Source organism: Desulfovibrio sp. UIB00 (genome assembly GCF_022508225.1).
Taxonomy (GTDB): Bacteria; Desulfobacterota; Desulfovibrionia; order Desulfovibrionales; family Desulfovibrionaceae; genus Desulfovibrio.
This window is the reverse complement of sequence record NZ_JAETXJ010000001.1, coordinates 81,157-102,713: the sequence shown is the minus strand read 5'-3', so window position 1 is coordinate 102,713 and position 21,557 is coordinate 81,157. Positions and strand designations below refer to the sequence as shown.

The 21,557-nt window shown below is 60.2% G+C and carries 20 protein-coding genes; 5 read left to right on the top strand and 15 right to left on the bottom strand.

The annotated features are described in order from the left end of the window. Positions 1–114: 114 nt before the first annotated feature. From JMF94_RS00435 to JMF94_RS00425, 3 genes are all read left to right on the top strand, one after another. Entirely contained in the window at positions 115–2,325 is a 2,211-nt protein-coding gene (locus tag JMF94_RS00435; protein WP_240823260.1) for an ATP-binding protein, read from the top strand. An 89-nt stretch (positions 2,326–2,414) separates the two neighbouring features. After that, positions 2,415–3,854 carry a sigma-54 dependent transcriptional regulator gene (locus JMF94_RS00430; protein WP_240823259.1) on the top strand — a complete coding sequence of 480 codons (1,440 nt, stop codon included), beginning with the start codon at positions 2,415–2,417 and terminating at the stop codon, positions 3,852–3,854. Between the two features lie 118 nt (positions 3,855–3,972). After that, positions 3,973–4,230: a hypothetical protein gene (locus tag JMF94_RS00425; protein WP_240823258.1), complete on the top strand. Its 258-nt coding sequence runs from the start codon at positions 3,973–3,975 to the stop codon at positions 4,228–4,230. A gap of 263 nt (positions 4,231–4,493) precedes the next feature. Here JMF94_RS00425 and JMF94_RS00420 read toward each other — a convergent pair whose 3' ends face one another. The 4 genes from JMF94_RS00420 to JMF94_RS00405 all read right to left on the bottom strand — a co-directional run bounded on the left by JMF94_RS00420 (position 4,494) and on the right by JMF94_RS00405 (position 12,098). Then, positions 4,494–7,805, bottom strand: coding sequence for a UvrD-helicase domain-containing protein (locus tag JMF94_RS00420; protein ID WP_240823257.1), 3,312 nt, complete (start codon positions 7,803–7,805; stop codon positions 4,494–4,496). A 54-nt stretch (positions 7,806–7,859) separates the two neighbouring features. Beyond that, positions 7,860–8,714 carry a methyltransferase domain-containing protein gene (locus tag JMF94_RS00415; RefSeq protein ID WP_240823256.1) on the bottom strand — a complete coding sequence of 285 codons (855 nt, stop codon included), beginning with the start codon at positions 8,712–8,714 and terminating at the stop codon, positions 7,860–7,862. A 124-nt stretch (positions 8,715–8,838) separates the two neighbouring features. After that, positions 8,839–11,085, bottom strand: coding sequence for a peptidase U32 family protein (locus JMF94_RS00410; RefSeq protein ID WP_240823255.1), 2,247 nt, complete (start codon positions 11,083–11,085; stop codon positions 8,839–8,841). Continuing rightward, positions 11,082–12,098, bottom strand: coding sequence for an NAD-dependent epimerase (locus JMF94_RS00405; protein WP_240823254.1), 1,017 nt, complete (start codon positions 12,096–12,098; stop codon positions 11,082–11,084). Before JMF94_RS00405 ends, JMF94_RS00410 begins: the two co-directional genes overlap by 4 nt. Before the next feature lie 147 nt (positions 12,099–12,245). Here JMF94_RS00405 and JMF94_RS00400 point away from each other — a divergent pair, with 147 nt between their 5' ends. Both JMF94_RS00400 and JMF94_RS00395 read left to right on the top strand, forming a co-directional pair. Beyond that, positions 12,246–13,247 (top strand): hypothetical protein, encoded by a 1,002-nt coding sequence (locus JMF94_RS00400; RefSeq protein WP_240823253.1) that lies wholly within the window; start codon positions 12,246–12,248, stop codon positions 13,245–13,247. A 45-nt stretch (positions 13,248–13,292) separates the two neighbouring features. After that, the gene (locus JMF94_RS00395) at positions 13,293–13,667 is read left to right on the top strand and encodes a helix-turn-helix domain-containing protein (RefSeq protein WP_240823252.1); all 375 of its coding nucleotides are present in this window, start codon (positions 13,293–13,295) and stop codon (positions 13,665–13,667) included. Positions 13,668–13,702: 35 nt separating this feature from the next. Here JMF94_RS00395 and JMF94_RS00390 read toward each other — a convergent pair whose 3' ends face one another. The 11 genes from JMF94_RS00390 to rnhA all read right to left on the bottom strand — a co-directional run bounded on the left by JMF94_RS00390 (position 13,703) and on the right by rnhA (position 21,490). Then, positions 13,703–13,900: a tautomerase family protein gene (locus tag JMF94_RS00390; RefSeq protein WP_227118795.1), complete on the bottom strand. Its 198-nt coding sequence runs from the start codon at positions 13,898–13,900 to the stop codon at positions 13,703–13,705. A 302-nt stretch (positions 13,901–14,202) separates the two neighbouring features. After that, complete coding sequence (locus JMF94_RS00385) at positions 14,203–14,895, bottom strand: precorrin-8X methylmutase (RefSeq protein ID WP_240823251.1); 693 nt, start codon at positions 14,893–14,895, stop codon at positions 14,203–14,205. 7 nt (positions 14,896–14,902) lie between these two features. Beyond that, positions 14,903–16,570 carry a cobyrinate a,c-diamide synthase gene (locus tag JMF94_RS00380; protein WP_240823250.1) on the bottom strand — a complete coding sequence of 556 codons (1,668 nt, stop codon included), beginning with the start codon at positions 16,568–16,570 and terminating at the stop codon, positions 14,903–14,905. Between the two features lie 49 nt (positions 16,571–16,619). Then, positions 16,620–16,856, bottom strand: coding sequence for a hypothetical protein (locus JMF94_RS00375; RefSeq protein ID WP_240823249.1), 237 nt, complete (start codon positions 16,854–16,856; stop codon positions 16,620–16,622). A gap of 10 nt (positions 16,857–16,866) precedes the next feature. Continuing rightward, a complete protein-coding gene (gene mltG, locus JMF94_RS00370) occupies positions 16,867–17,937 on the bottom strand; it encodes an endolytic transglycosylase MltG (RefSeq protein ID WP_240823248.1) in 1,071 nt (356 codons plus the stop codon). Continuing rightward, positions 17,934–18,371 (bottom strand): Holliday junction resolvase RuvX, encoded by a 438-nt coding sequence (ruvX, locus tag JMF94_RS00365; protein ID WP_022659004.1) that lies wholly within the window; start codon positions 18,369–18,371, stop codon positions 17,934–17,936. The genes mltG and ruvX overlap by 4 nt, the downstream gene beginning before the upstream one ends. Positions 18,372–18,451: 80 nt before the next feature. After that, positions 18,452–19,126, bottom strand: a complete 675-nt coding sequence (locus JMF94_RS00360; RefSeq protein WP_240823247.1) for a site-2 protease family protein — start codon at positions 19,124–19,126, stop codon at positions 18,452–18,454. A gap of 43 nt (positions 19,127–19,169) precedes the next feature. Then, positions 19,170–19,478, bottom strand: coding sequence for a hypothetical protein (locus tag JMF94_RS00355; protein WP_240823246.1), 309 nt, complete (start codon positions 19,476–19,478; stop codon positions 19,170–19,172). A gap of 9 nt (positions 19,479–19,487) precedes the next feature. Then, entirely contained in the window at positions 19,488–19,928 is a 441-nt protein-coding gene (locus JMF94_RS00350) for a C-GCAxxG-C-C family protein (protein ID WP_240823245.1), read from the bottom strand. Between the two features lie 9 nt (positions 19,929–19,937). Continuing rightward, on the bottom strand, positions 19,938–20,918 hold the full coding sequence (locus JMF94_RS00345; protein ID WP_240823244.1) for a hypothetical protein: 981 nt from the start codon (positions 20,916–20,918) through the stop codon (positions 19,938–19,940). A gap of 101 nt (positions 20,919–21,019) precedes the next feature. Then, positions 21,020–21,490 carry a ribonuclease HI gene (rnhA, locus tag JMF94_RS00340; RefSeq protein ID WP_192113110.1) on the bottom strand — a complete coding sequence of 157 codons (471 nt, stop codon included), beginning with the start codon at positions 21,488–21,490 and terminating at the stop codon, positions 21,020–21,022. Positions 21,491–21,557 lie beyond the last annotated feature (67 nt).

The following is a 21,557-nucleotide window of genomic DNA, read 5'->3' as shown; positions in this document are numbered from 1 at the left end:
CTGGTTCTTGTCGCCAGTATGGGCTGGCTTGGATTCACTGGCTTTCTTTACAGTCAGGCAGTGCAGGTCAATGCAGAGCATAGCCTTGAGTTGGAGCATACACGACTTTCAACCATGGCGCAGCAATTAATGGACGCAAGAAACTGGAATGCAGCGCACGGCGGCGTATATGTTGAAAAAAGTGATTACGGCCAGCCAAACCCATGGTTGCCAGAATCGGAGCGCACCGTAACCACGCAGGATGGGCGCACCCTCGTGCTGGTCAATCCTGCATACATGAGCCGCCAGCTGGCGGAGCGCAGTTCGCGCGAAGGGCTTACCATCAGCGTAATTAGCAGTGCGCCGCTGCGGCCGGAAAACATGGCGGATGTGTGGGAAAAGTCAGCACTTGCCCGCTGTGCGGAAGAAACCCCCGAAGTGTTTACGGCTCCACAACCGGGCAATGGCCAAAGCTTGCGCCTGCTGAGCGTGCTTATGGCCCAGCAAAGCTGTTTGCGGTGCCATGTGAACAAAAAAGTGGGGGAAGTGCTCGGCGGCATCAGCGTGAGCCAGGATGCAAGCTCATTCCACAAAGGTCTGGAAAGGCAACGCTATAACATGCGTTTGCTGTACGGCCTGCTAGCGTTCACAGGGGTGCTTGCCATTGGCGGCCTGACCTTTAACCTCACGCACCGGCGCTGGCTGGCGGAAGAAGCCAGCCGCATGAAAAGCTCGTTTATGGGGCACCTCAGCCACGACATGCGCACACCCCTGACAGCCATTGTGGGAATGAGCGAACTGGCACAGCGTGCTGACCTGCCAGAAAAGGAACGCAAAAAGGCCTTGGGCTATCTTGCGCAAGCCGCAGAGGCCCTGAGGGAAATGGTCGGCGACATAACAGACCACGCAGCACTGGAGCAGGGAACTCCCACGCTTGAAGCCGCGCCCTTTGATCTGCGGGAGTGCCTCGCAAGCTGTGTGAACTTGTACAGGCCCATTGCCGACAGCAAGGGGATTACCCTTACCCTCGGACTGGACGAAAATTTACCGCAATGCGCGGTGGGCGACAGCTTTCGGCTGCGGCAGGCCCTGGGCAACATTGTCAGCAATGCGGTCAAATTTACAGAGGTTGGTTCTGTTCGCATTTACGCCACAGCGCTTGAAGGCACACGTGAACATCTGAATCTGGCGATTTCTGTCAATGACACAGGTCCTGGCATGTCGCAGGAAGATCAGGACAGGGTGTTTGAGAGTTTTCAGCGGGGGCGCGATACTGCGCACACACCGGGAACTGGCCTCGGTCTGAATATTGCCCGCACTCTTGCAAGGCTTATGGGCGGGGATGTGAATCTGGCTTCACGTGCCGGGCAGGGGGCCTGCTTCACGCTCCACGTGCGGCTCTTGCAGTGTGCGCAACCCGAACAGGATACAAGCAGAGAGAATGTGCCCAAGTCAGATGTAGCCAAGTCTGAGGCGCAGGATAGCGCAACGCAGTTACTGGCTCGCAAAAAGGTACTGGTGGCGGAAGACACCGCATCCATTGCCTATGCCATGCAGCATATGCTGCGGGGCATGGGGGCAGAGCCCGTGGTGGTTGAAACTGGTGAAAAGGCGCTGGAACAGCTGCGGGATCCGCACCAAGTGCATTGGGATTTGCTTGTGCTCGACAGTCGGTTGCCCGGCATTGATGGGCTGGAAGTGCTGCGCGCTTTGCGGAACGGCGATACTTTGTCCCCGGCAAAAACTCTCGCCGTCGTCTATACTGCAACAACAAGCGACACATTTCTGCGTCAATGTGAAGCGCTAGGCGCGGATGGCGTGTTTTTAAAACCCTTGAGTTTTGAACAATTGCGCCATGAACTGGAAAAAATGGTGACAGCAAAGTCGGCAGAAAAATCGACCGATTGCCCAAGCAAGCCCCAAAATGTCACCCAGGAAAAAAGCGCATTGCCTAATATGTCTGCAAACATACAAAATGAGCAACAATCAGCAGATATTCAAAGCAAAAATACGATTTGGAACCGCAATGCAGCACTCGAAGCGCTGGATGGCGATGAAGACGTGCTGAAAAGCCTTGCCAACGTATTGGAAAGTGAACTTCATGAGCGTCTGCAAGCCCTGAACATCGCCATTTCCACGGGTGATTTGGAGCAACTGCGCCGCACAGCCCATGCCTGCAAAAATTCGGCAGGCGTCATGCGGCTTGATCGTCTGCGCGCAGCAGCGGCGGCAACAGAAGATGCGGAATCAGGAACTATTGCAGAAGAAGCGCAAAAATTGCGTTCAGCAATGGTGGAAGCCGTTCAGGCGCTCGCAGCAGATGTGGAGCAGTGCAAGACCGCATAAGGTACATACCCGGGCGGGGTTTGCTGGCAGAAGCGGTAAACGTGCAGGCAAAAAAACGGCAGAAGCAGGATTGCAGGGGGAACAAGCTGATGGCCAAAGTGCTTGTGGTGGATGATGAAGGACTGATGCGCACAATGGTGCAGGTGGTCTGCAACCGCATGGGGCATGAAACCCTGCTGGCCGCATCTATTCAGGAGGCGCTGCGTATGGTCAGCGAGCCAGTGGATGTGGTCTTGCTGGACGTATGGCTCCCGGACGGTAACGGGCTTGAATATCAGGCCGACTTTGCGCATTTACCGGGCGCGCCGGATGTGGTTGTCATCACTGGCAACGGCGACGGCGACAATGCCGAGGCCGCCTTGCGCTCCGGAGCATGGGAATTTCTCACCAAGCCATTGCAGATGCGGGATATTGAACAGTGTTTGCGCCAAATTCTACAATTCAGGCAAAATCGTACCCCTGTATCAGAAGCTCTGATTGTAGACAGCGGGCATATTCTTGGCAGCGGGCCTGGTATGAGCCGCGCTCTCAAGCTGCTGGCTCAGGCTGCAAAAAGCGAAGTAAATGTGCTTTTGCTGGGTGAAACCGGGGTAGGCAAAGAACTCTTTGCCCGGGCGCTCTTTCGCAACAGTGCAAGGGCAGCCAGGCCATTTATAACGGTTGACTGCGCCTCGCTGCCAGAAACGCTGGTGGAAAGTCATTTGTTCGGCCACAGCCGTGGTGCGTTCACTGGTGCGGACAGAGCGCGCGAGGGGCTGCTGCTTGCGGCAGACAAAGGCACGCTGTTTCTAGATGAAGTGGGTGATCTGCCGCAGCCCATGCAGGGGGTTTTTTTGCGGGCACTGGAGCAACGGCGTTTTCGCCCTGTGGGCGAGGTACGCGAGGTCAGCAGCGATTTCAGGCTGGTGGCCGCCACCAACAAAAATCTGGAACAGATGGCCAAGGAAAACAGCTTTCGGGCAGATCTGCTCTACAGGCTGCAAGGTCTCACCATTGTGATTCCGCCATTGCGCGAGAGGCTTGATGAAATCCCTGCCTTGGCGCGACAGGCCATTGCGCGTTTTTGTCTGGGTAGTGACCAGCCGGAAAAGACCATTTCCAACGAGGCTCTGGATGTGCTGCTGGAATATGGCTGGCCCGGCAATGTGCGTGAACTGATCCATTGCCTCGAACGGGCATGCCTCACGGCGGGGAAAAGTGATCTGATCCTGCCTGCGCATCTTCCCACGCGCATGCGTGTGGATTCAGTGCGGCGCCGCATGGGTCAAGGAACTGTGCTGCCAGTCAAAGAGAATGGAATACTGCATGCGAATGATGGGGCGGGGCTAGGTTCAGTCGAGAATGGTTTTCTGGTCAATGAGACGTTGGGGCAAAAACCGCCCAGCCTGCGTGAATGGAAATCGCAGGCTGAGAAAGCCTACGTGCGGCAAGTTTGGGACATGTGCTCGGAAGACGTGCGAAAAGCCTCGGAAGTAGCAGGTATTTCGCGCGGGCACTGGTATGAGCTAATGAAAAAGAATGGCCTGTAGCAAGGGGCTCAGACCGGCGGAGCAAAAAAACGCGGCAAACAGCCAGGGATGCTTGCGTCAGAAAATAAAAGGAGCTATAGGCGAGAAAAATCGGCATTGAAAGGCAATGTTAGAGCTTATGAACAAGAGTCCCATTACTGTCAGAGGGTATGTCGCGGCGGTGCCGCGTTCTGTGGATGCGCGCCAGGCCCGTGTCGCTGTTGTGCAGGATGATGTGGAATACCGCATTGTACCGCGCGGCGCCGGGGTTGACCTGGATGACGAAGTCAGCGTGCCCGTGGAAGTTTCAGGCATTATGGATGAAGCGGACGGCGTGGTATACCTCACCGTGCGCGGCTACAAGGTGCTTGAAGACGACTCCTGGCTGGAAGAATAAGCGGCTTTATTGCGTCACGTTGTGATGCACTCTTGAGCAGTTTTGCCGGGTGTGGCGTTCGTCAGGCCGGACAGCTTGTTGCGCCCTTGTTTCCAGGCCGTCAGAGACAGGGGCAAGCGCGGTGCAATGCCCCTGTGCCCAATATAGCTCGTTGAATCGCCCGTCTCTGTCTCTGGCCAAAATCAATCCCGCAACTGCACAAGCGCCATTGGCGCTTTTTTTGTTCTTCATCCCGCTGTTGATAGCGCGGGCGGGGCAGGGGATCAGAGCAGGCTGATCTGTTTCTGCTCCTTACGGGTGCGCGTTGCCAGCGTGCTGTGCCGGCAGAATTCACAAATCTGTCCCATGAAGGGCGAGGGCTGCAAATGCAGGGTGCGCCCATAAAGAGTGCGCTGCGCGCAATGACTGAGAAAAAGCGCCCGCGCGGCACGCGTCAGACCCACGTACAGCAGACGGCGTTCCTCGGCTTCGTTGTCCTCGATTTGGGCGCTGCTGGTGGCGGCATCCGTGGCAGGGAACAAAAGTTCACGGCGTAAAGGCAAAAGACCGTCTTCAAGCCCCGGCAGGAAGACCGCCTGAAACTCAAGCCCTTTTGAAGCGTGCAAAGTCAGAATCTGCACACTTTCGGCCTTAGCACGCACAAGCTCGGCCTCCTGAAGCCATGCCAGCTGCTCAAAAAAGCCCGCCCAGTGACCGCTCTGGTTCCAGAGGCGGCACAGTTCACGCCATGAGCGGCTGCCGGTAAAGACTTCCCCCGCCCAGGGCTGCTCCGCCAGCCAGGGGAGCATGCGCTCCGGCGCAGGCAGGCTCTCTGCTGCTGTCCAGCTTTGCGGCAATGCGTCCTGCTGATCCTGACCCTCGGTGGGCATTTGCGCAAAACCGCAATGAGAGCCAAGCAGGCCCAACAGGCGCGCGCATGTGGCGTCCTGCCAGAATCCATCCTGCGAGGGCGCGGCGCAGGGTATCCCCGCCTGTTCAAGGGCAGCCCGCAAAGGTGGAATCTGCGCTTTCAGGCGAACAAGAACCGCAATGTCGCCCGGTGCCAGTGCTCCGGCCAGACCATGCAGGTCGTCCCCCCTGCTGTGATCCAGCAGGGTGTGGGCCGTAGCGCCCAGCAGATGTCGAACTCGCTCTGCTACCCAACGGGCCTCGGTGCGCTCATCAGGTGCGGAAAAGAGCCGCAGTTCAGCCGTGAGGGATTGCGCGGCCAACAATGGGCCGCACTGCCCTTTGTGGTGCAGAAGGCTGCGGGCCATGTCCAGCACGCTCTGGCTGGAACGGAAGCTCTGCCCAAGGCGGAAGACGTTCAGCCCCGGCCAGCAGGCGCGCAGACTGGCCTCGCTTTGGCCCGTAACTCCACGGAATCCGTAAATGGCCTGATCCGGGTCGCCAATGCCGAAGAATCCATGCCCATCAGCAGGCAGCAATGCGCGAACAATGGCAAGCTGCACAGCGGAAAGATCCTGTACTTCATCCACAAGCACGTGCTGTGGGCGCTCGTTTTCGGGCAGGGAGCGGGCGTGGTCCAGCCACCAGTCCAGAAGGTCGGCGTAGTCCACATAGCGCTGCCCCATGTTCTTGCGCGCCGCATAGTTGGCAGCAGCTCGGGCCAGAGGGCTTTGAGCAGGCTCATGGGCAAGAACACCGCCCTCACGCGCGAGAGCAAGGGCATCCCACAGTTTGCGCGCATCGCGCTTTTCCAGCTCCGGATTCGCAAGGCAGAACAGATTGAGCGCGGCATCCTCGCCAAGCAGGAGCGGGGGATTGTCGGCGCTGGCAGCGCGCAGGGCCGCCCATGCCATGCCGTGCAGGGTGTCGCACAAGGGGAGCGCAGCTTGCGAGGTTCCCGCAAAGGCCTTGCCCAGTCTCTCCCGCAGTTCATCCGCAGCGCGCCGTGTAAAGGTGACAGCCAGCACCCTGCGCATGTCTGCGCCTTCTTCCACCAGCCATTGCAAGCGGCCCACCAGAACGCGGGTTTTGCCCGCGCCGGGGCCAGCCAGCACCAGCACGGGCGCTGGCCCTGCTGCAAGCGCCGCCTGCTGTTCGTCAGAATAGGCAAAGACCTGCGCAGGCGTGTCAGTTGTCGCTGCGGATTTTACTGCAGAAAAATTGCTTGTGGCTGCTGCGTTGGTATCACCCGCAAGGGGGAGGCTCGCTCGACGCACCCGCACGGACGCGGGCTGTCCGGCAGTAGTCTGCGCGTCCGCAGACGCAAGCGGTTCAGCCTTTTTGCGTCCCCGCTTGGCAGGAGTCTTTACGCCCGGCAGGGTGCCGCGCGCATCGGCCAGTTCCTCCGGAGAGAAAACACGCACAGTGCCGTATTCGCCGTCATAGCCCCCTTCGCGGTAGACCTGACCGCGCCGCATACGGGCCACAGCTTCGCCCAGCGGCTCCCAGTGAGCGCGGATGTCTGCTTCCGGCAGGCTGCAAAGGATATCCAGCTCCGGCCCCAGCTCGCGCAGCAGACTGCTGTAACGCTCCTGCACCCGGCGCGAGGCCGGGCCAACGCCAAGTATTTCACCCACGACTTCAGCCAGCGGAATCAGCGGGCGCACTTCTGGTTCGCGCGGGAGTTCCGGCGTGGTTTCCCTGTCCGCCAGTTCCAGCACCCGGTGCAGTACGCCGACTGTGAGCGGCTTGCCGCAGACCGGGCAAATGTTGCCAAGAGCCAGCGACTCTTTAGGCTCCAGCACCACGTTGCAGGCGCGGTGCCCGTCAAGGTGGTATTTGCCTTCATCAGGATAGAATTCCATGGTGCCGAGAAAACGGCAGTCCAGATTGCTCTGGTCTTCCCGCCGGGCAGAGGCGCGCAGGGCAGCAAACATGCCCGTATAACTGGGGTGGCCCGCAAACAGATTGGCCTCGCGTCCAAGGTTGGCCCCGGAATGCGCGTCCGAATTGGACACAAGAGCGTAGCCGTCAAGCCTGCTGATCAGGCGGTTCATGGCCGGGTCGGACGAAAGGCCCGTTTCCAGCGCAAAAATGTGTTCCGAAAGATCGCCGTAGCAGTCTTCAAGCCTGTCAAAGCCTGACTTGGAGCCGAAAAGCGCAAACCAGGGCGTCCACACATGGGCGGGGATCATCACTGAACCGGGCGCGCATTCCAGCATGATTTCAAGCAGGTCGCGCGAGTCCAACCCCAGGATGGGGCGGCCATCGGCATTAAGGTTACCGATCTGCGCCAGCCGCAACGAAAGGCGCTCCGCATCTTCCAGAGTAGGCACAAACACAAGGTTGTGCACCTTGCGCACCTTGCCGCCGCGTTTGTAGATGGAGCTGATTTCCGCCTGCAGCAGAAACAGCGGGTCGGCGGATTCCTGCATGCCGGGACCAGCCTTGGAGTCCATAAAATCCAGAGTTTCCGGCTCCACAGCCAGCCTGTACAGTCCCGTAGTTTCGTCCAGCACGAGCTGCTCCGCCAGTTCCGCTCGCCACTGGGGATGTGTAAAATCCCCGGTGCCCAGTACGTTGATACCTTTGCAGCGTGCCCAGGCCGCCAGATGACGAGGATTGAGGGCCTTGCTTGTGGCGCGCGAGAAACGGGAATGGATGTGCAGATCAGCTATAAAATTCATAATTCACCCTGTGGGGATGGAATCTGTGCGGGATTGATCACAGCAAAGCCTGCGTCAGGCCAGCCAGGGGCAGAAGCGCAGCGCCTGTGTAGACCACCGAGGCCCACGTTTGCCGCCGCCTGTGACCTTGCTGGTTCCTGAGTTGTCATTGGTGGATGCCCCGGTGTGCAGCGTCAGCGGCGTTTCAATCACGGTTTCGTGCGCGGTATTCTTGCGGGCCAGAGCCAGAATCCGCAATGCGGGTTTTGCCCTGTGCGTTCTCACTGGCAGCAGGAGGCGCAGCCCGAGGCCAGCATCGTTCAAGCCCGCGCACAATTGCGGCAAGGCCGGGGCATCATAGATACAGCAAAAACAGCCCTGGTGGCGCAGCAGAGCTGCCGCAGCTCGGCAGAATAGCTGGAGCACGTATTCCCGGTTTTCCTCGCCCGGTGCGCCACGCAGCGCCCGTTCGCGCATATGGCGGGGCGAGGGCCTTCCGGCGACTCCATAGGGCGGATTTGCGAGAACCAAATCAAACTTTCCGGCATGACTGACGCCTGTCGTACCTGCCAGCTCTGACAAGAGTTTTCTGTCGGCCAGATCAGCTTCGGCAAAGCGCAGCCTGTCTGTCAAGCCAAGGCGAGCGGCGTTGACAGTGGCGGCCTGCACGAGCGGTGCTTCCCTGTCCAGCCCCAGCCCGGTAATGCCAGGGCAACGCAAGGCCAGCCCCAGCAGGGCGGCTCCGCAGCCACAGCCAAGCTCTGCCGCAGTCAGATGTGCCTGACGTGGCGCGTTCAGGCTTTCCACATGCCGCGCAACAAAGGCAGACAGCAGGAGGGCATCCGCGCCAAATCGCAGGCTGCCTTCCGGTTGTTCAAGCCCGCGTGGAAAAAGCTGACGGGCGCTGTAAAAAGGTTCATCCGTGTGCATTGGGGCTTCCTGCGCCGGAAAAAGGGCCGCCGGCAGAACATTGTTTCTGACGGCGGCCCGCAAGTATGTGTCAGGATGCTGCGAATGCGGTTAGCCCCCCCCGGTGCTTGGGGTGACAGGCCTCTTACAGCAAGTCCCCTTCCCAGTTGAACAGGCTCTTGCGCCGCATTTCGGGCACGGAGGCTGGCGGATTTTCCTGCATGTGCGCAAAGAAACCGTATCCCGCCGAGAGCAGTTCCTGCCTTTTGGCGGTGATATCCAGCGGCCAGCCGGGATAAATCCAGATGTTGCCGCCGTACTGCCGCGCCCAGAAGGGTTCGCCCATGGGGCTGAGGAATGGCTCGTTGGGTTTGACGCCCAGCATGCCGAAACGGCTGATGCCAACGGGCCAGTAGCCGGAAAGCACCACGCCAAGCGGCAGGGGGCTTTGCGCGGGCAGGGCCAGCATGTCCTCCTGCGCCAGTTCAGGGCTTACAAACGCGCCCGAAAATCCCATATTGGCAAGTATGCCAAGGGCCGAGGCATTGGCCGCGTTGCAGAAAGGCCCGGCCAGCAGGTCGGCGTTTTCTTCAAGCTGCTCAGGGAACAATCCGCGTTGCCACGGAGCATTGCACACAAAATGCCGCGCGCCGTCACGCCACAGCCGCCCGATGGAGCGGCGGACGGTTTCTTCCTCATCTGGCCAGATAACCGGCGGGAGCCACCAGCACATGCGCGGGGCAACAGTGCGCGATAGTTCGGCGCTGCGCGCCGAAAGCCAGAGGGCCTGCAACTGGCTTCGGCCTGTGCGGGTCTCCTTGCCGTGGGGCACGCTTGAGCGCACATACATGTCGGGCCGGGTTTTGGCCTTGATGGGCCTGGGCAGACGCGGGTCGCTTTCCACAGCCTTGCTGGGGCGGGAGGGCATGGCCTCAAGGCGCGCCTGCCAGCTTTTGATGATGCGCATAAGTTCAGGTTCGCGCCGATCAATAAGAAAGACTGGCGTTCCGGCCTTGGGCGTCTTGTGCTTGGGCAGGCGCAGGGTAAGGCTGCCGCCCTTGGGAATGCGCCTGGTTACGGGCATGGTGGCATGCCAGCGCTCGTCTTCAACACCAACACGCAGGTAATCCTGTGGCAGCAGTTCAAAGAAGGGCTTGAGCGTCACGCCGCCTTCAGGCTCGATGCGAATCTTGCCCGCCAGCAGGCCGGAACTGGTCTGACCGTCCGGGGTGGTGGGGATGGTGTGGTCCTTCTGCGGCAAAAAGCGCGCGCGTGTGGAGGGCCGCCCCAGCGACATTTGCAAAATTTCTTCCGCCGCCTTGCGGGCCTGGGCATCGCCGGGGTTGTCGCGCAGCATGCGATAGGCCGTAACCACGTGGTACACGTAGTGCGGGCCTTTTTTGCGGCCTTCGATCTTCCACGACACAAGGTGGGGGATGTTCAGCAGGGTTTTTGCCAGCACGTCCAGCGAAAGGTCGAGGCAGGAGAACCAGCGTCCGTTGTGTTCCTTGCCGCGTATCTGTCCGCGCGAGGCGGGGCGGCGCGGCGCGTCAAAAGATTCGTTGCGGCGGTCGTCCGGCCTGCCGCGCCCGGCCCGTGGGTCACGCCCATCGCGTCCGGTGCGGTTTTTGCGGGCAATATCCATGCGGGACTGTTCCTGGCGCATGCGATCCTGTTCCTCGCGTTCCGCATTGCGCACAAGGGCAATGGCAGCGGGGCCGCCCTGACGGTACACGCGGCGGCAGGGCTGCACGCAGCGGCCCCGCAGGCCGCTTTTGCCGCCCATGTAGCTCGACCAGTAGCAACGGCCAGACACGCAGTAGCACAGCGCGCCGTGCACAAAACATTCAAGGTCAAGGCCTTCGGGGCAGGCCTCGCCCATGGTGCGGATTTCATCAATGGAAAGCTCGCGCGGCAGGATAACGCGGTTGGCGCCGAGTTTTTTTGCCTGCAACAGGCTTTCCGGATGGGTGAGGTTGGCAAGGGTGGAAAGAAAAAGCCCGCCCTCAAAACCTGCCTGACGCGCCAGATCCAGCATTGCCAGATCCTGAACGATAAGCCCGTCCGGCCTGACCTGACGGGCAAGGCGCGCCGCCAGCCGGTATGCCTGAGCCGGTTCGTTGGGCTTGACCAGGGTATTCATGGCCACGTAAACGCGGGCGTTTTCCGCATGGGCAAGGTCTGTCAGGCGCGAAAGTTCCGTCAGGCCAAAGTTTTCTGCCTGCATGCGGGCAGAAAAATGTTTGAGGCCCAGATAGATGGCGTCTGCCCCGGCGGCAAGAGCGGCCAGGAATGAAGGCGCGTCGCCCGCCGGAGCCAGAATTTCCGGCCGGGCGGGCGTGGGGGCGGATATGTTCAGATGATCCGCAGAAGTGGAGAAAGTGTCGTTCATATTTTATAATACTCTTTGTACCAGGCCACAAAGCGGGCTATACCCTCGCTGAGAGGCGTGGAAGGGGCAAAGCCGGTGGCGGCAGTGAGGTCGTCAATATTGGCCCAGGTGGATTCAACATCGCCCGGTTGCATGGGCAGAAGCTCCTTGCGGGCTTTCATGCCAAGGGCGTCTTCAAGGGTGCTGATGAAATCGTTGAGTTCCACCGTATTGTTGTTGCCTATGTTGTAGATGCGCCAGGGCGCGGAGCTGCTGGCGGGGTTGGGATTTGCGGTGTCAAAGTCCGGGTCGGGCTGCGGGGCCAGGGGCAGCAGACGCACCACGCCTTCAATGATGTCGTCGATATAGGTAAAATCGCGGCGCATGCGTCCTTCGTTGAACACCTTGATGGGTTCGCCGCGCACAATGGCGGTGGTGAACAGGTGCAGGGCCATATCTGGTCTGCCCCATGGGCCGTATACGGTAAAAAAGCGTAGACCCGTGCAGGGAATGCGGAACAGATGGCTGTAGGAATGGGCCATCAGTTCGTTGCTTTTCTTGGTGGCGGCGTACAGGCTGACCGGGTGGTCAACATTATGGTGCACACTGTAGGGTCGTGCCGTGTTCATGCCATACACGGAAGAAGACGAGGCAAAAAGCAGATGCCCCACCTTGTTCTGGCGGCAGCCCTCAAGAATATGCCCAAAGCCCAGCAGGTTGGCATTGAGGTACGATTCCGGGTTCTGGAGGCTGTAGCGTACGCCAGCCTGCGCCGCAAGGTTGACCACATGGGTAAAGCCTTCGCGGGCAAACAGGGCGGCCATTGCAGGGCCATCGGCCATGTCCAGCAGTTCAAAGCGGAAGCGCTGCGCCTCCGGCATGGCGGCAAGTTGGGCCAGACGGTCTTTTTTTAGTTGCACATCGTAATAGTCGTTGCAATTATCAACGCCCACCACACTGTGCCCATCGGCCAGAAGGCGTTGGGAAAGATGGTATCCAATAAAGCCCGCTGCGCCTGTTACCAGAACATGCATGAGAACCTCCCAGTGTGCATGCAGGCAAAGTATGCCAGATGCGCGTTCTGGGCAAGAGCGGCGCGCAACGGTGAAATCCTTGTTTCGGGGTATGGGGGCTTGCGGGAAAAAGCGCCGCAACGTATGTTTTGAGAACCGAGGTAACGAATGCAGAAAGCAGAGAATAAAGGATCCGAAACGCAAGGCAAGTCCGCATCTTCTGCGGATAAAGGCCGCCGTCAGGATCGCGCAGCTTGGTACGCTGGTCCGTACAAGGACGCGCTTATATATCTTATGGTCGCCATCTTTTTTGTAGAGATGATTGTTGGCGGCATTTCTTTTTTTTACGGCGTCATGCATGCAGCGCCGGATGTCCCCGGCGGCCCGCCGTTGGCGCGCTTTCCCTGGCTTGGCTGGGCCGTTGCCGCAGTGCTTGCCCCTGTGGGGCTGATGCTCATTGTACACCTCTCCGGCACATGGGTTTCGCGCTATCTGGGGCGCGAGGACAGCATGCAGGGCGGGCAGGGAGCAGGGCCGGCGGATGACGATGAGCAGGTTCCTGAACGGCTGCGCCGTTTCTATGCCATAATCCGCAACGCGCCCACGGTTGTTTTGCTGCTGGGCATCATGCTGCTGGGTGCCGGACTGTTTTTTGTGGACGGGGCATTCTCTGCCCTGATGCGCCTGGGCGGCGCGCTGGCAGAATATATCCCCTGGATTGCGGGCAGTCTGGCCGCTCTTATTGCCGTGTGCTATCTGGTGCACCGCTGGTTTGTGTACCGGCACCACCGCATGCAGCAGGAATATGAATACCGACGCGAAGTGCTGGAACGCACGGGCATTGTGCTGGTGGACAAGGGCTGCATACCCCTGCCGCAGAATGAGGTGCAGCGTCTGGCTCTTGGTGGGCATGTGGTGGAGGCGCAGGCCTTGCCCCCGGCCCTTGATGCCGAAGCTGCGTCGGGTGATGCCGCAGCTAACGGGAATGGAACGGCGGGGCATGACGACGAGGTGACCGATGCGGAAATTATCAGCCCCGACACGGCAAATCTGTCTGAAAATGAGGCTGTCACACCCCCTGCCAACAGCGCAGTCAGGCCCGCTGATGCGTCAAAGCCCGTGGATGCTTCCGCAGTCGATGAGGCTGAAAAGCCCCGCAAGCAAGGTTAACTGCTGATATGGCACCATATTGTTCAGCACAAATGCGGCGGAATCATGAGCATACCCACACCAGGTAAACCTGTTCGAGGTTCGCGTAGCGGCGTGCCGCTCATGGCGCTGTTTGATCTGTTGGGCAAGCGGTGGGCCATGGGCGTCATCTGGCAACTGCGCAAGGGCCCGGCCACGTTCCGCGCCTTGCAGGATGCCTGCGAATCCATATCCCCGGCGGTGCTCAACAGCCGTTTGAAAGAACTGCGCGAGGCAAAGCTCGTGTGCACCACCAATGATGGCTATGCTCTGACAGACATGGGTGTGGAGTTGAGCCTTCTTCTGGAGCCATTTGGAGCCTGGGCCATTACCTGGGCTATGGAAGTGGCCCCGGAGGAAGCCGAACGCTGGAACGAACTGCTCAGCAAAAGGCTCACGTAGCCTCCTCCGGGGATTCCTGCGCAATCGGACCGCGACTATTGCTGCGCAGCCTTGATCGCCTTGAGCGTCCGGCCTCCCAGACCGATGGCATCGGTTGCATATTCCTCAACAAATACCACAAATTTTTCCTGCGGAACGGACGTTGCCGCCACTGCGGCGGCGGTCAGGCCTTCAATCAGGTTCTTCTTCACTTCTTCCGTTGTGCTGTGCATGGCTATGGTGATGACGGGCATGGTTTGCTCCTTGTCGTTTGATCTTGCTGCTTGCGCTCCGCATATTTTGCGAAGCTGCAAGCAAGGGTGGTGTTCTTGCGCGCGCTATGGAATGAATAGCGCGCTATGAAAAAAATAGCAAGAACTGCCCAAGGTCAAGTTTCAAAGACAGCAGGGTGTGCCCGCATGACTGATTTTTCAAGGTTTAGCCGCCAAAAGCTGATGGGCATTCCCTGAACGTGTTCATGTTCAGGGAATGCCCATTTTCAATAACCAGCCAGTATCAGGCTTTTGCTGAAAAAAACTGCTACCTTGTGCCGTATCTAAAGAGCCGCAACCTGCGTGAGGCCGCGCCGCGCAAGGGCTATGTCAGCCAGTGCGTTGATGCAGGCCGCCGCCACAGCGGAGCCGCCCTTGCGGCCCAGCAAGGTAAAGTGGGGCCAGGGACTTTGCCGCAGAAGTTCCTTTGACTGCGCTGCGTTCACAAAGCCCACAGGCATGCCCACTATGAGGGCGGGTGGCTGCGCGCCTTGCGCAAGCACGTCCAGAAGCCCCAGCAGGGCAGTGGGTGCATTGCCGATGACCACAATGTTGCCGCCCATGTTCCGCGCAATGCTCTCAAGCCCGGCGCGGGAGCGCGTGGTGCCCCGGCTGGCGGCAAGCTCCGCAAGACCGGGCAGGGCCATGAGCGGGGTCACTGATACCCCTAGCGGTTCAAGGCGGCGCATGGGCAGGCCAGCGGCAGCCATGCGGGTGTCGGTATACACCGTGCAGCCCGCGAGCAGGGCGCTCACCCCAGCTTCAAGGCCCTGGGCGCTCAGCCGCAGGTCGCCCACGATATCCGTATCGCCGAGGGTGTGGACACAGCGGCGGGCCACTTGCCAGAGCGGGCCGCTAAAGGTTCGCGGCTCGGGAATTTCCGCATCTATGATGGCGAAAGAGCGGTTTTCTATGTCGGCTGGGGTGCAGGCCGGGTCAAGATCAACACTGATTTTGTCTGTGGGGTTGTAAACCATAAAATCCTCAGTGGCATGTGTCTGAAAGGTAGGCGGCGCAGGTGCGCAGCCATGCGCGCCAGAAGCGGCGGGAGCCTTCTGGATAGCAGTGCAGCCATGATCCGGCGACATGTCCGAGGCGGCAGCCTTCATCCCGCAAAAAACGGCCCTGACTGTCGTAAAGCTTCCACAGGGGACGGCATGGGGTGGGCAGGGGTATTTCTTCTTCCTGCGCATAATGAAATTCGTGCCCGCGCACCCACAAGGGGGGGGCGGCAGGCCGTTTAAGCGTGGGGCATGTGGGCGCGGGCCAGTCAGGCGCGGCCTGCGCGGCCCGGTAGCCCAAAGCAGCCTTGCTTGCGCCAAGTACGCAGTTGCGCGGCAGGAGGCCGCTCATGGCGTGCCCTTGCCCTGCAATCTGCACGGACTGCATGAGATAGATATAGCCTCCGCACTCGCCGTACATGGGCATGCCCTGTGCAGCCAGCCTGTGCAGGGCATCGCGCATGTACGTGTTGGCGGCAAGGCCCGGGGCATGCAGTTCCGGGTAGCCGCCGGGAAAGTACAGGCCAGAACATTCGGCTGGCGGCGCGGCGTCCCGTAATGGGGAAAAGGTGACAATGCGCGCCCCAAGTTCGTGCAACACGGCGGGCAGATCCGCATAGCAAAAGCTGAAAGCTTCGTCCCAGGCCAGACCCACAACCGGCCTGCGCTTGCGGTGGAGGTGAGGTGGGTGCTGCGTTTGTGCGTCTGAAAGGGGAAAGAATCTGTCTGACGGCGGTTCATGTGCCTCGGATAACCGCGCTTGCCGGGCAACTTCCGGCATTGACGCCCCGGACTTGTCTGCATCGATTGCCCTTCGTGGGGTCTGCACTCCCGCCAGTTTGAGCATGCGGTCTAGGTCGCAGTGCTGCTCAACCCATTGGGTCAGGGCTTGCCTGTCCACCGCTGGCAGGGCCTCGCGCGCTTCCACAAGCCCCAGATGGCGGGAGGGAAGTTCCGGCGCGCCATGGCGGGGCAGCAAGCCCAAGAGGGGCACGCCAGCGCTTTTTGCCAAGGGCGTCAATGACTGGCGCAGCAGGTCGGCGTGGCGGGTGCTGCCCACATGGGTGCACACCATGCCAAGAAAGCGAACAGGCAGGCCGCCAGCCCATGCGGGACGGTGATGCAGAAAGCCCTCTGCCAGAGCGGCAATGGATTGCCCCATACCGCCTGCGTTGAGTATCAGCAGCACGGGCAGACCCAGCAGGGAGGCCAGATGCGCAGTGCAGCCAGCTCCACGGTGCCCGCCGTCATAGAGGCCCATGGCCCCTTCCACCACCAGCAGGTCTGGCCTGGCGGAAGGACTTGTTACGGCCTTTGCGCCGTCCGCGTCCCCATGCTGGGAACAACCTGCGGACATGTGTTCAAAAACGCGGATCAACCCTTTGGGGATGCGCCCTGCGGGCAGTGGGCGTTCAGCAGGGGACGGCGCGGCTTCCCGGCACATCCAGGTATCCAGATTGGCTGCGGGCTGGCCTGTCAGCGCCGCATGAAAGGCTGCATCAATATAATCCGGCCCGGTCTTGGCCGCGCGGGCCATGAGCCCGCGAGCGTGCAGGGCGCAGAGCAGGGACAGGGTAAAGGTCGTTTTGCCCGCATTGCTGCCCGTGCCGCCTATTACAAGGCCGGGTATGCTCGGCTGCGGCTTGGGCATGCTTGCGCTCCGTAGGGTGTCGGCTGGGATTGCCTTGCGGCATACGCTGTCAGCGTTGTCGCAGGGCCTCGGCAATGATGGCCGCGTCTGCCTCTGGCCGGGCTTTGAGCTGCAGCTCGGGGTTGCCGCCGGAGCAGGCAAAACCATCTGGCCCCAGTTCCACAAAACCGGCGGAAACAACGCGGCTGTAGGGCAGCTGTTCGCGCATGTCGCTGTGGTCTACACGGCGCGGAAAGATGAAAGGCACTTCCTGACCAGAAAAGTCTTCAACGATGAGGTACTTCACAGGGGCCTCCTCAGCGCGCGTCGGGCGCGGCGGGCTTGGCATTGCGGCGGTTTTGCAGATACTGCCGCACGGCCTTGTTGTGGTCATTGAGGTTGGTGGAAAAAACATGCTCGCCACCATCGAATTTCGCCACAAAGTACAGATAGTTGTGCGCCTCAGGGCGGACAGCTGCGGCAAGGGCCGCAGCGCCGAACGAGCAGATGGGGCCTGGCGTCAGGCCGGGGCGCTGATACGTGTTGTAAAGATTGTTGGGATCGTCCAGATCGCGGCGGCGCAGGTTGCCGTCAAACTTGGGGCCAAGGCCGTAAATCACTGTGGGGTCGGCCTGGAGCAGCATGCCCTTGTTGATGCGGTTCTGGTAGACCCCGGCCACGCGGGCGCGTTCTGCGTCAATGCCTGTTTCCTTTTCCACAATGGAAGCAAGGATAACCCATGTTTTGAGCTGTTCTGTCTGGCTCGGCCCCGGTTTTTTGCCATCGGGCCACACGTTGGCGGTCTTGCGCCAGAAGTTGTCCACCATGCGTCCGGCAACGGCCTTTGCCTGCGCCAGATCGACAACGTCATTCTTTTTGAGCAGATATGTATCCGGCATCAAAAAGCCCTCAGCCGTGGCAAAGGGGATGCCGTAATGACGCAGAAAGTCCGGGTCGGTCACGACCTTGCGAAAGTCGTCAAAAACCACAAGTCCGGCCTCTTCAAGCACCTTGCCCGTCTGCCACCACGTGAGGCCTTCCGGCACTGTAACGCGGTACAGCACGGGGTGCCCGTTGACCAGCTCGTCCAGTACTTTTTCCGGCAGCCAGCCCGTATTGAGGGCGAATCTGCCAGCCTGGAGGCGGTTTTCCCATTTTTTATAGCGGGCCAGCAGGTCAAGCTTGCGGGCGTCGGTAACAACTCCCTGCTTTACCAGCCCTGCGCTTACCTGTGCCAGACGCGCTCCGACGGGTACGTCAAAAAAGACATCGCGGCCTGGGGTTTCCGGTGCGGTGGTGAGGAAGGTGTGGGCCTCGTAAGCCACCCATCCTCCGCCTGCGAGAGCCAGCAAAAGCAGCAGGCCCAGCGCGCGCAACAGTGTTTTCATGCGGGTCTCCGGTCTTGGGGCGCAAGAGAAAGAAAGGAAGAAAGAATGCGCACGGCGGCCTGCTGGTCAAGCACTGCCTTGCGTTTGCGCATTTTCAGGCCAGCCTCGCGCAGGTCGGCCCAGGCTTCCTCGGAACTCAGCGCCTCAATCATAAAGAAAAAAGGCAGCGGCACTCGGCGCTTGAGGCGTTCGGTCACGTTGCGTATCTGGCGCGTGGTCATGGTTTCTTCCCCATCAAGGGTCAGGGGCAAACCTACCACCACCGCTTCTGCCCCGGCCTCGGCAATGCGCTCGGCAAGGGCGGCCAGAAAGGCCTTGCGGTCGGTAAAATCCTCAAGCCGCAAGGTAGCCAGCGGAAAGGCCAGCCGTCCTTCAGGGTCGGATGCGGCAAGGCCCGTGCGGGCCAGACCGTAATCAACGGCAACGAATTTCACTGCAAGCCTCGTTGTGCGTGGCGCGTTTGCCAGCGGGTGCGGCCATACCTAAGAAAATGCATTCTCAAAGGCAAGGTTGCCTAAATGATGCCCAGCAGCGACAGCAGGCCAAGGGCGCTGCCGCTGACCAGCGGCCCAAGCACAAGCCCAAGCGCCCCGGTGAACAGCAACAACAAAAGAATGACAAATCCGTAACGCTCCACACTCAGGTAACGATATGCGGTGTTTGGAGGCAGAAAATAGGCCACAACCTTGCTGCCGTCCAGCGGAGGAATGGGCATCAGATTGAGCCAGCCCAGCCCGAAATTAATGATTACGCCAGTCTGGATGGTCTTGAGCGCAAAGACGTAACTTGTGCTGTCCATCCATTGTTGCGGCGGAAAAACATGCAGCACGGCCCACAGCAGAAGGCCAAAAAGCCCTGCCAGCAAAAAGTTTGTGAGCGGCCCGGCAAGGGCTACCAACATCATGTCTTTTGCGGGATTGCGGAAGTAACGGGGATTGATTGGCACTGGCTTGGCCCAGCCGAACACAAAGGCTCCAGAAAGGCTTGTCAGCACAAAGGCCAATAGGCCCATGGGGTCAATATGCGGCAGGGGGTTCAGGGTCAGCCGCCCCATAAATTTTGCGGTAGGGTCGCCGCAGCGAAAGGCCACCCATCCGTGGGCCACTTCGTGCAGAATGATGCCCAGGAGAGCGGGTACAGCGGCTACAGCCAGGGTGCTCAGCACCTGGGAAAGGTCTAGGTTCAGCATATGTTGCGGGTACCATTTTCCTCTTGGCGCGGCAAGGTCGGGCCTAGCCCGAGGAGGCTACCTTGCGCACCAGCAGATCGTCGTCAGGCCAGATGTGGCGGTCAGGCGTAAGCAGCTGGCCGTTGCGGGCCACAAGGGCGGTTTCTTCAGCAAGGCCAAGGGCTGCAAGCAGCTGGCGCGAGGTCTTGGGCCGGGGCAGGGAAAGGTATTTTTCTTCCGGCTGCACCAGTACGGTCACGCGTGCGCCCGTGTGTTCCGGCTTGACCACCTGAACATGTGCGGCGTGCACGGCGGGGGCGGCTGCGGCCTCGGTTGCCTGGGTATCGGTAGCCGGGGTGGCGGTGTCAGTCATGCAATACTCCTACAGATATTTTTCGAGCAGCGCGCAGGTATGGCAAACCAGCGGCGCACAGGTTTTGATAAAAAGATTGTTCTGTTTAACCGCTGCCATGCCCTCGGGCGTGGTAAGGTCATGCCCCAGAACCCCCCGGCACTGCAAGCTGCCGTGAGCCTTGGCAAAAGCCTCGGTAAAGGCATCGCGCCGGGCGTAGAAAGCCTCTTTTTGCGGGCGCGGGCATGGGCCGTTGGGGCCGTGCATCATGCCTATGACCATGAGCGAGCCGGAAACGCAACCGCACACTTCGGCCTTGCCCATGCCGGAGCCGAAGGCCGAGGCTATGCGCAGGGCTGTGTCTTCCGTCAGGCCAAGCCTGTCTGCAAAGTGGGCCAATACCTGCTGCGCGCAGATAATGCCCATATTGAAGTCTTCTTGCACTTCTTCAAGCTCAGGAGGGGTTCTCATGCTTTGTCCTTATGTGCAGAAGTAGTAAACAAGGGTCACAACGGTCATACTGGCTGCGCGCAGCCCCTGATTGGCGAGGATAAGCCGTAGGGCCAGCGCCGGGCGGAAAAAGCCCGCATAGGATGGCAGCTGGTGCCGTATGGCCCGCATGGGTGTGGAAAGGATATTGCCCACCATGAGGGCCAGCACCACATCGCGCGGCGAAAGCCCGCCCGTTTGCAGTACGCTGCCCGCTGCGCCAAGTGCCGCGCCAAGCTCCGCCGCCAGGTGCAGCACAATGATACCCATGGCCTGCGGCTTCAAAAATGAGAGCCAGCCCATGTGATCGGCCAGCCATGCCTCTGCCAGCGCAAAATAGCCGTAGCGCTGCATGCAGAACATAAGCACGTAAATGGGCGCCGTGAAGTATACCAGCTTGGGAAGACGCCGCAAAAAGCGCCGCCAGGCCTTGTTCAGGGCTTCGCGCCAGGAGGTGCCCGCCTGCTTGATGTTCTGGCAGGCAATACAGCCCGGCGGTGGCGGCGGCAGCAGCCAGCGTGAAAGCACAACGGTAAAGCCCGTGCGTCCTGCGGCGGCAATAAATGTAAGCCCCACGTACACCAGGGCAGGAGTGCCCAGTACCGGCCATGTGAGCAGAAAAATGGTGGGGGTATGCACAAGATAGGCTGGCAGGCTGTTGAAAAGGTTTGCCAGCATAAGCTCGTTGCTCGAAAGCTCGCCCAGGTTATGGCTGTCAGAAAGCAGGCCGTTGGCGGCGGCGGGGGACACAAAGGCCAGCGAAAAACTCGCGCCCGCGACTTCGCGCAGGTGGGCGGTCTGGGCCAGGGGCGCGGCAAGGCGGGCAAGATGGCGCGTCCAGCGCAGGGCCTCCAGCAGGTTTGCCACAAGCAGGCCCACCGCCAGCCCCAGCAGCAGACGCAGCAAAGGCCAGCCAAGGGAATGCCAGAGGTTTGCGAGTGTGAGTGCGGTATCAGGGGAGGTTGCTGTCATGCTGGTGGGGTGGCACTGCCGGAAGCTGAATGCGGAACAGTCAAGGATTTGCGCGCCCCTGCGGCTACGGCCGCAAGGGCAAAAACAGGGCTTCTCCGTGGCTAGGGATTATAGCCCGTGTCGGGGGGCAGATCCCTGCGGCCAGCTTCTGCGCGGGCCAGAACGTCGCAACGTTCGTTTTCAGGGTGCCCGGCATGGCCTTTCAGCCAGCGCATGCGCACCTTGTGGGTGGAAAGCAGGGGAAGCAGGCGCTTCCACAGATCCACATTGAGAGCGGGTTTTTTGTCGCTCTTGATCCAGCCCTTTTTCTGCCAGCCCCAGACCCAACGCTTTTCAATGCTGTCGCACACGTATTTTGAGTCGGAGTAGAGCTCGACTTCGCAGGGGCTTTGCAACTGGCTCAGGGCTTCCACTACCGCCAGGATTTCCATGCGGTTGTTGGTGGTCAGCTTGTAGCCTCCGGCAAATTCCTTGCGGTAGTCCTGATCGTCAAGTTTGAGTACGGCGGCCCAGCCGCCGGGGCCGGGATTGCCCAGACATGAGCCGTCAGTATGAATGGTCACTTTCTGCATTGTAGTCCTTTACGCGGGTTCCTGCCGAAGCTGTTCGGCGAGCGGCAAGCATACACGGCAAAGTCTT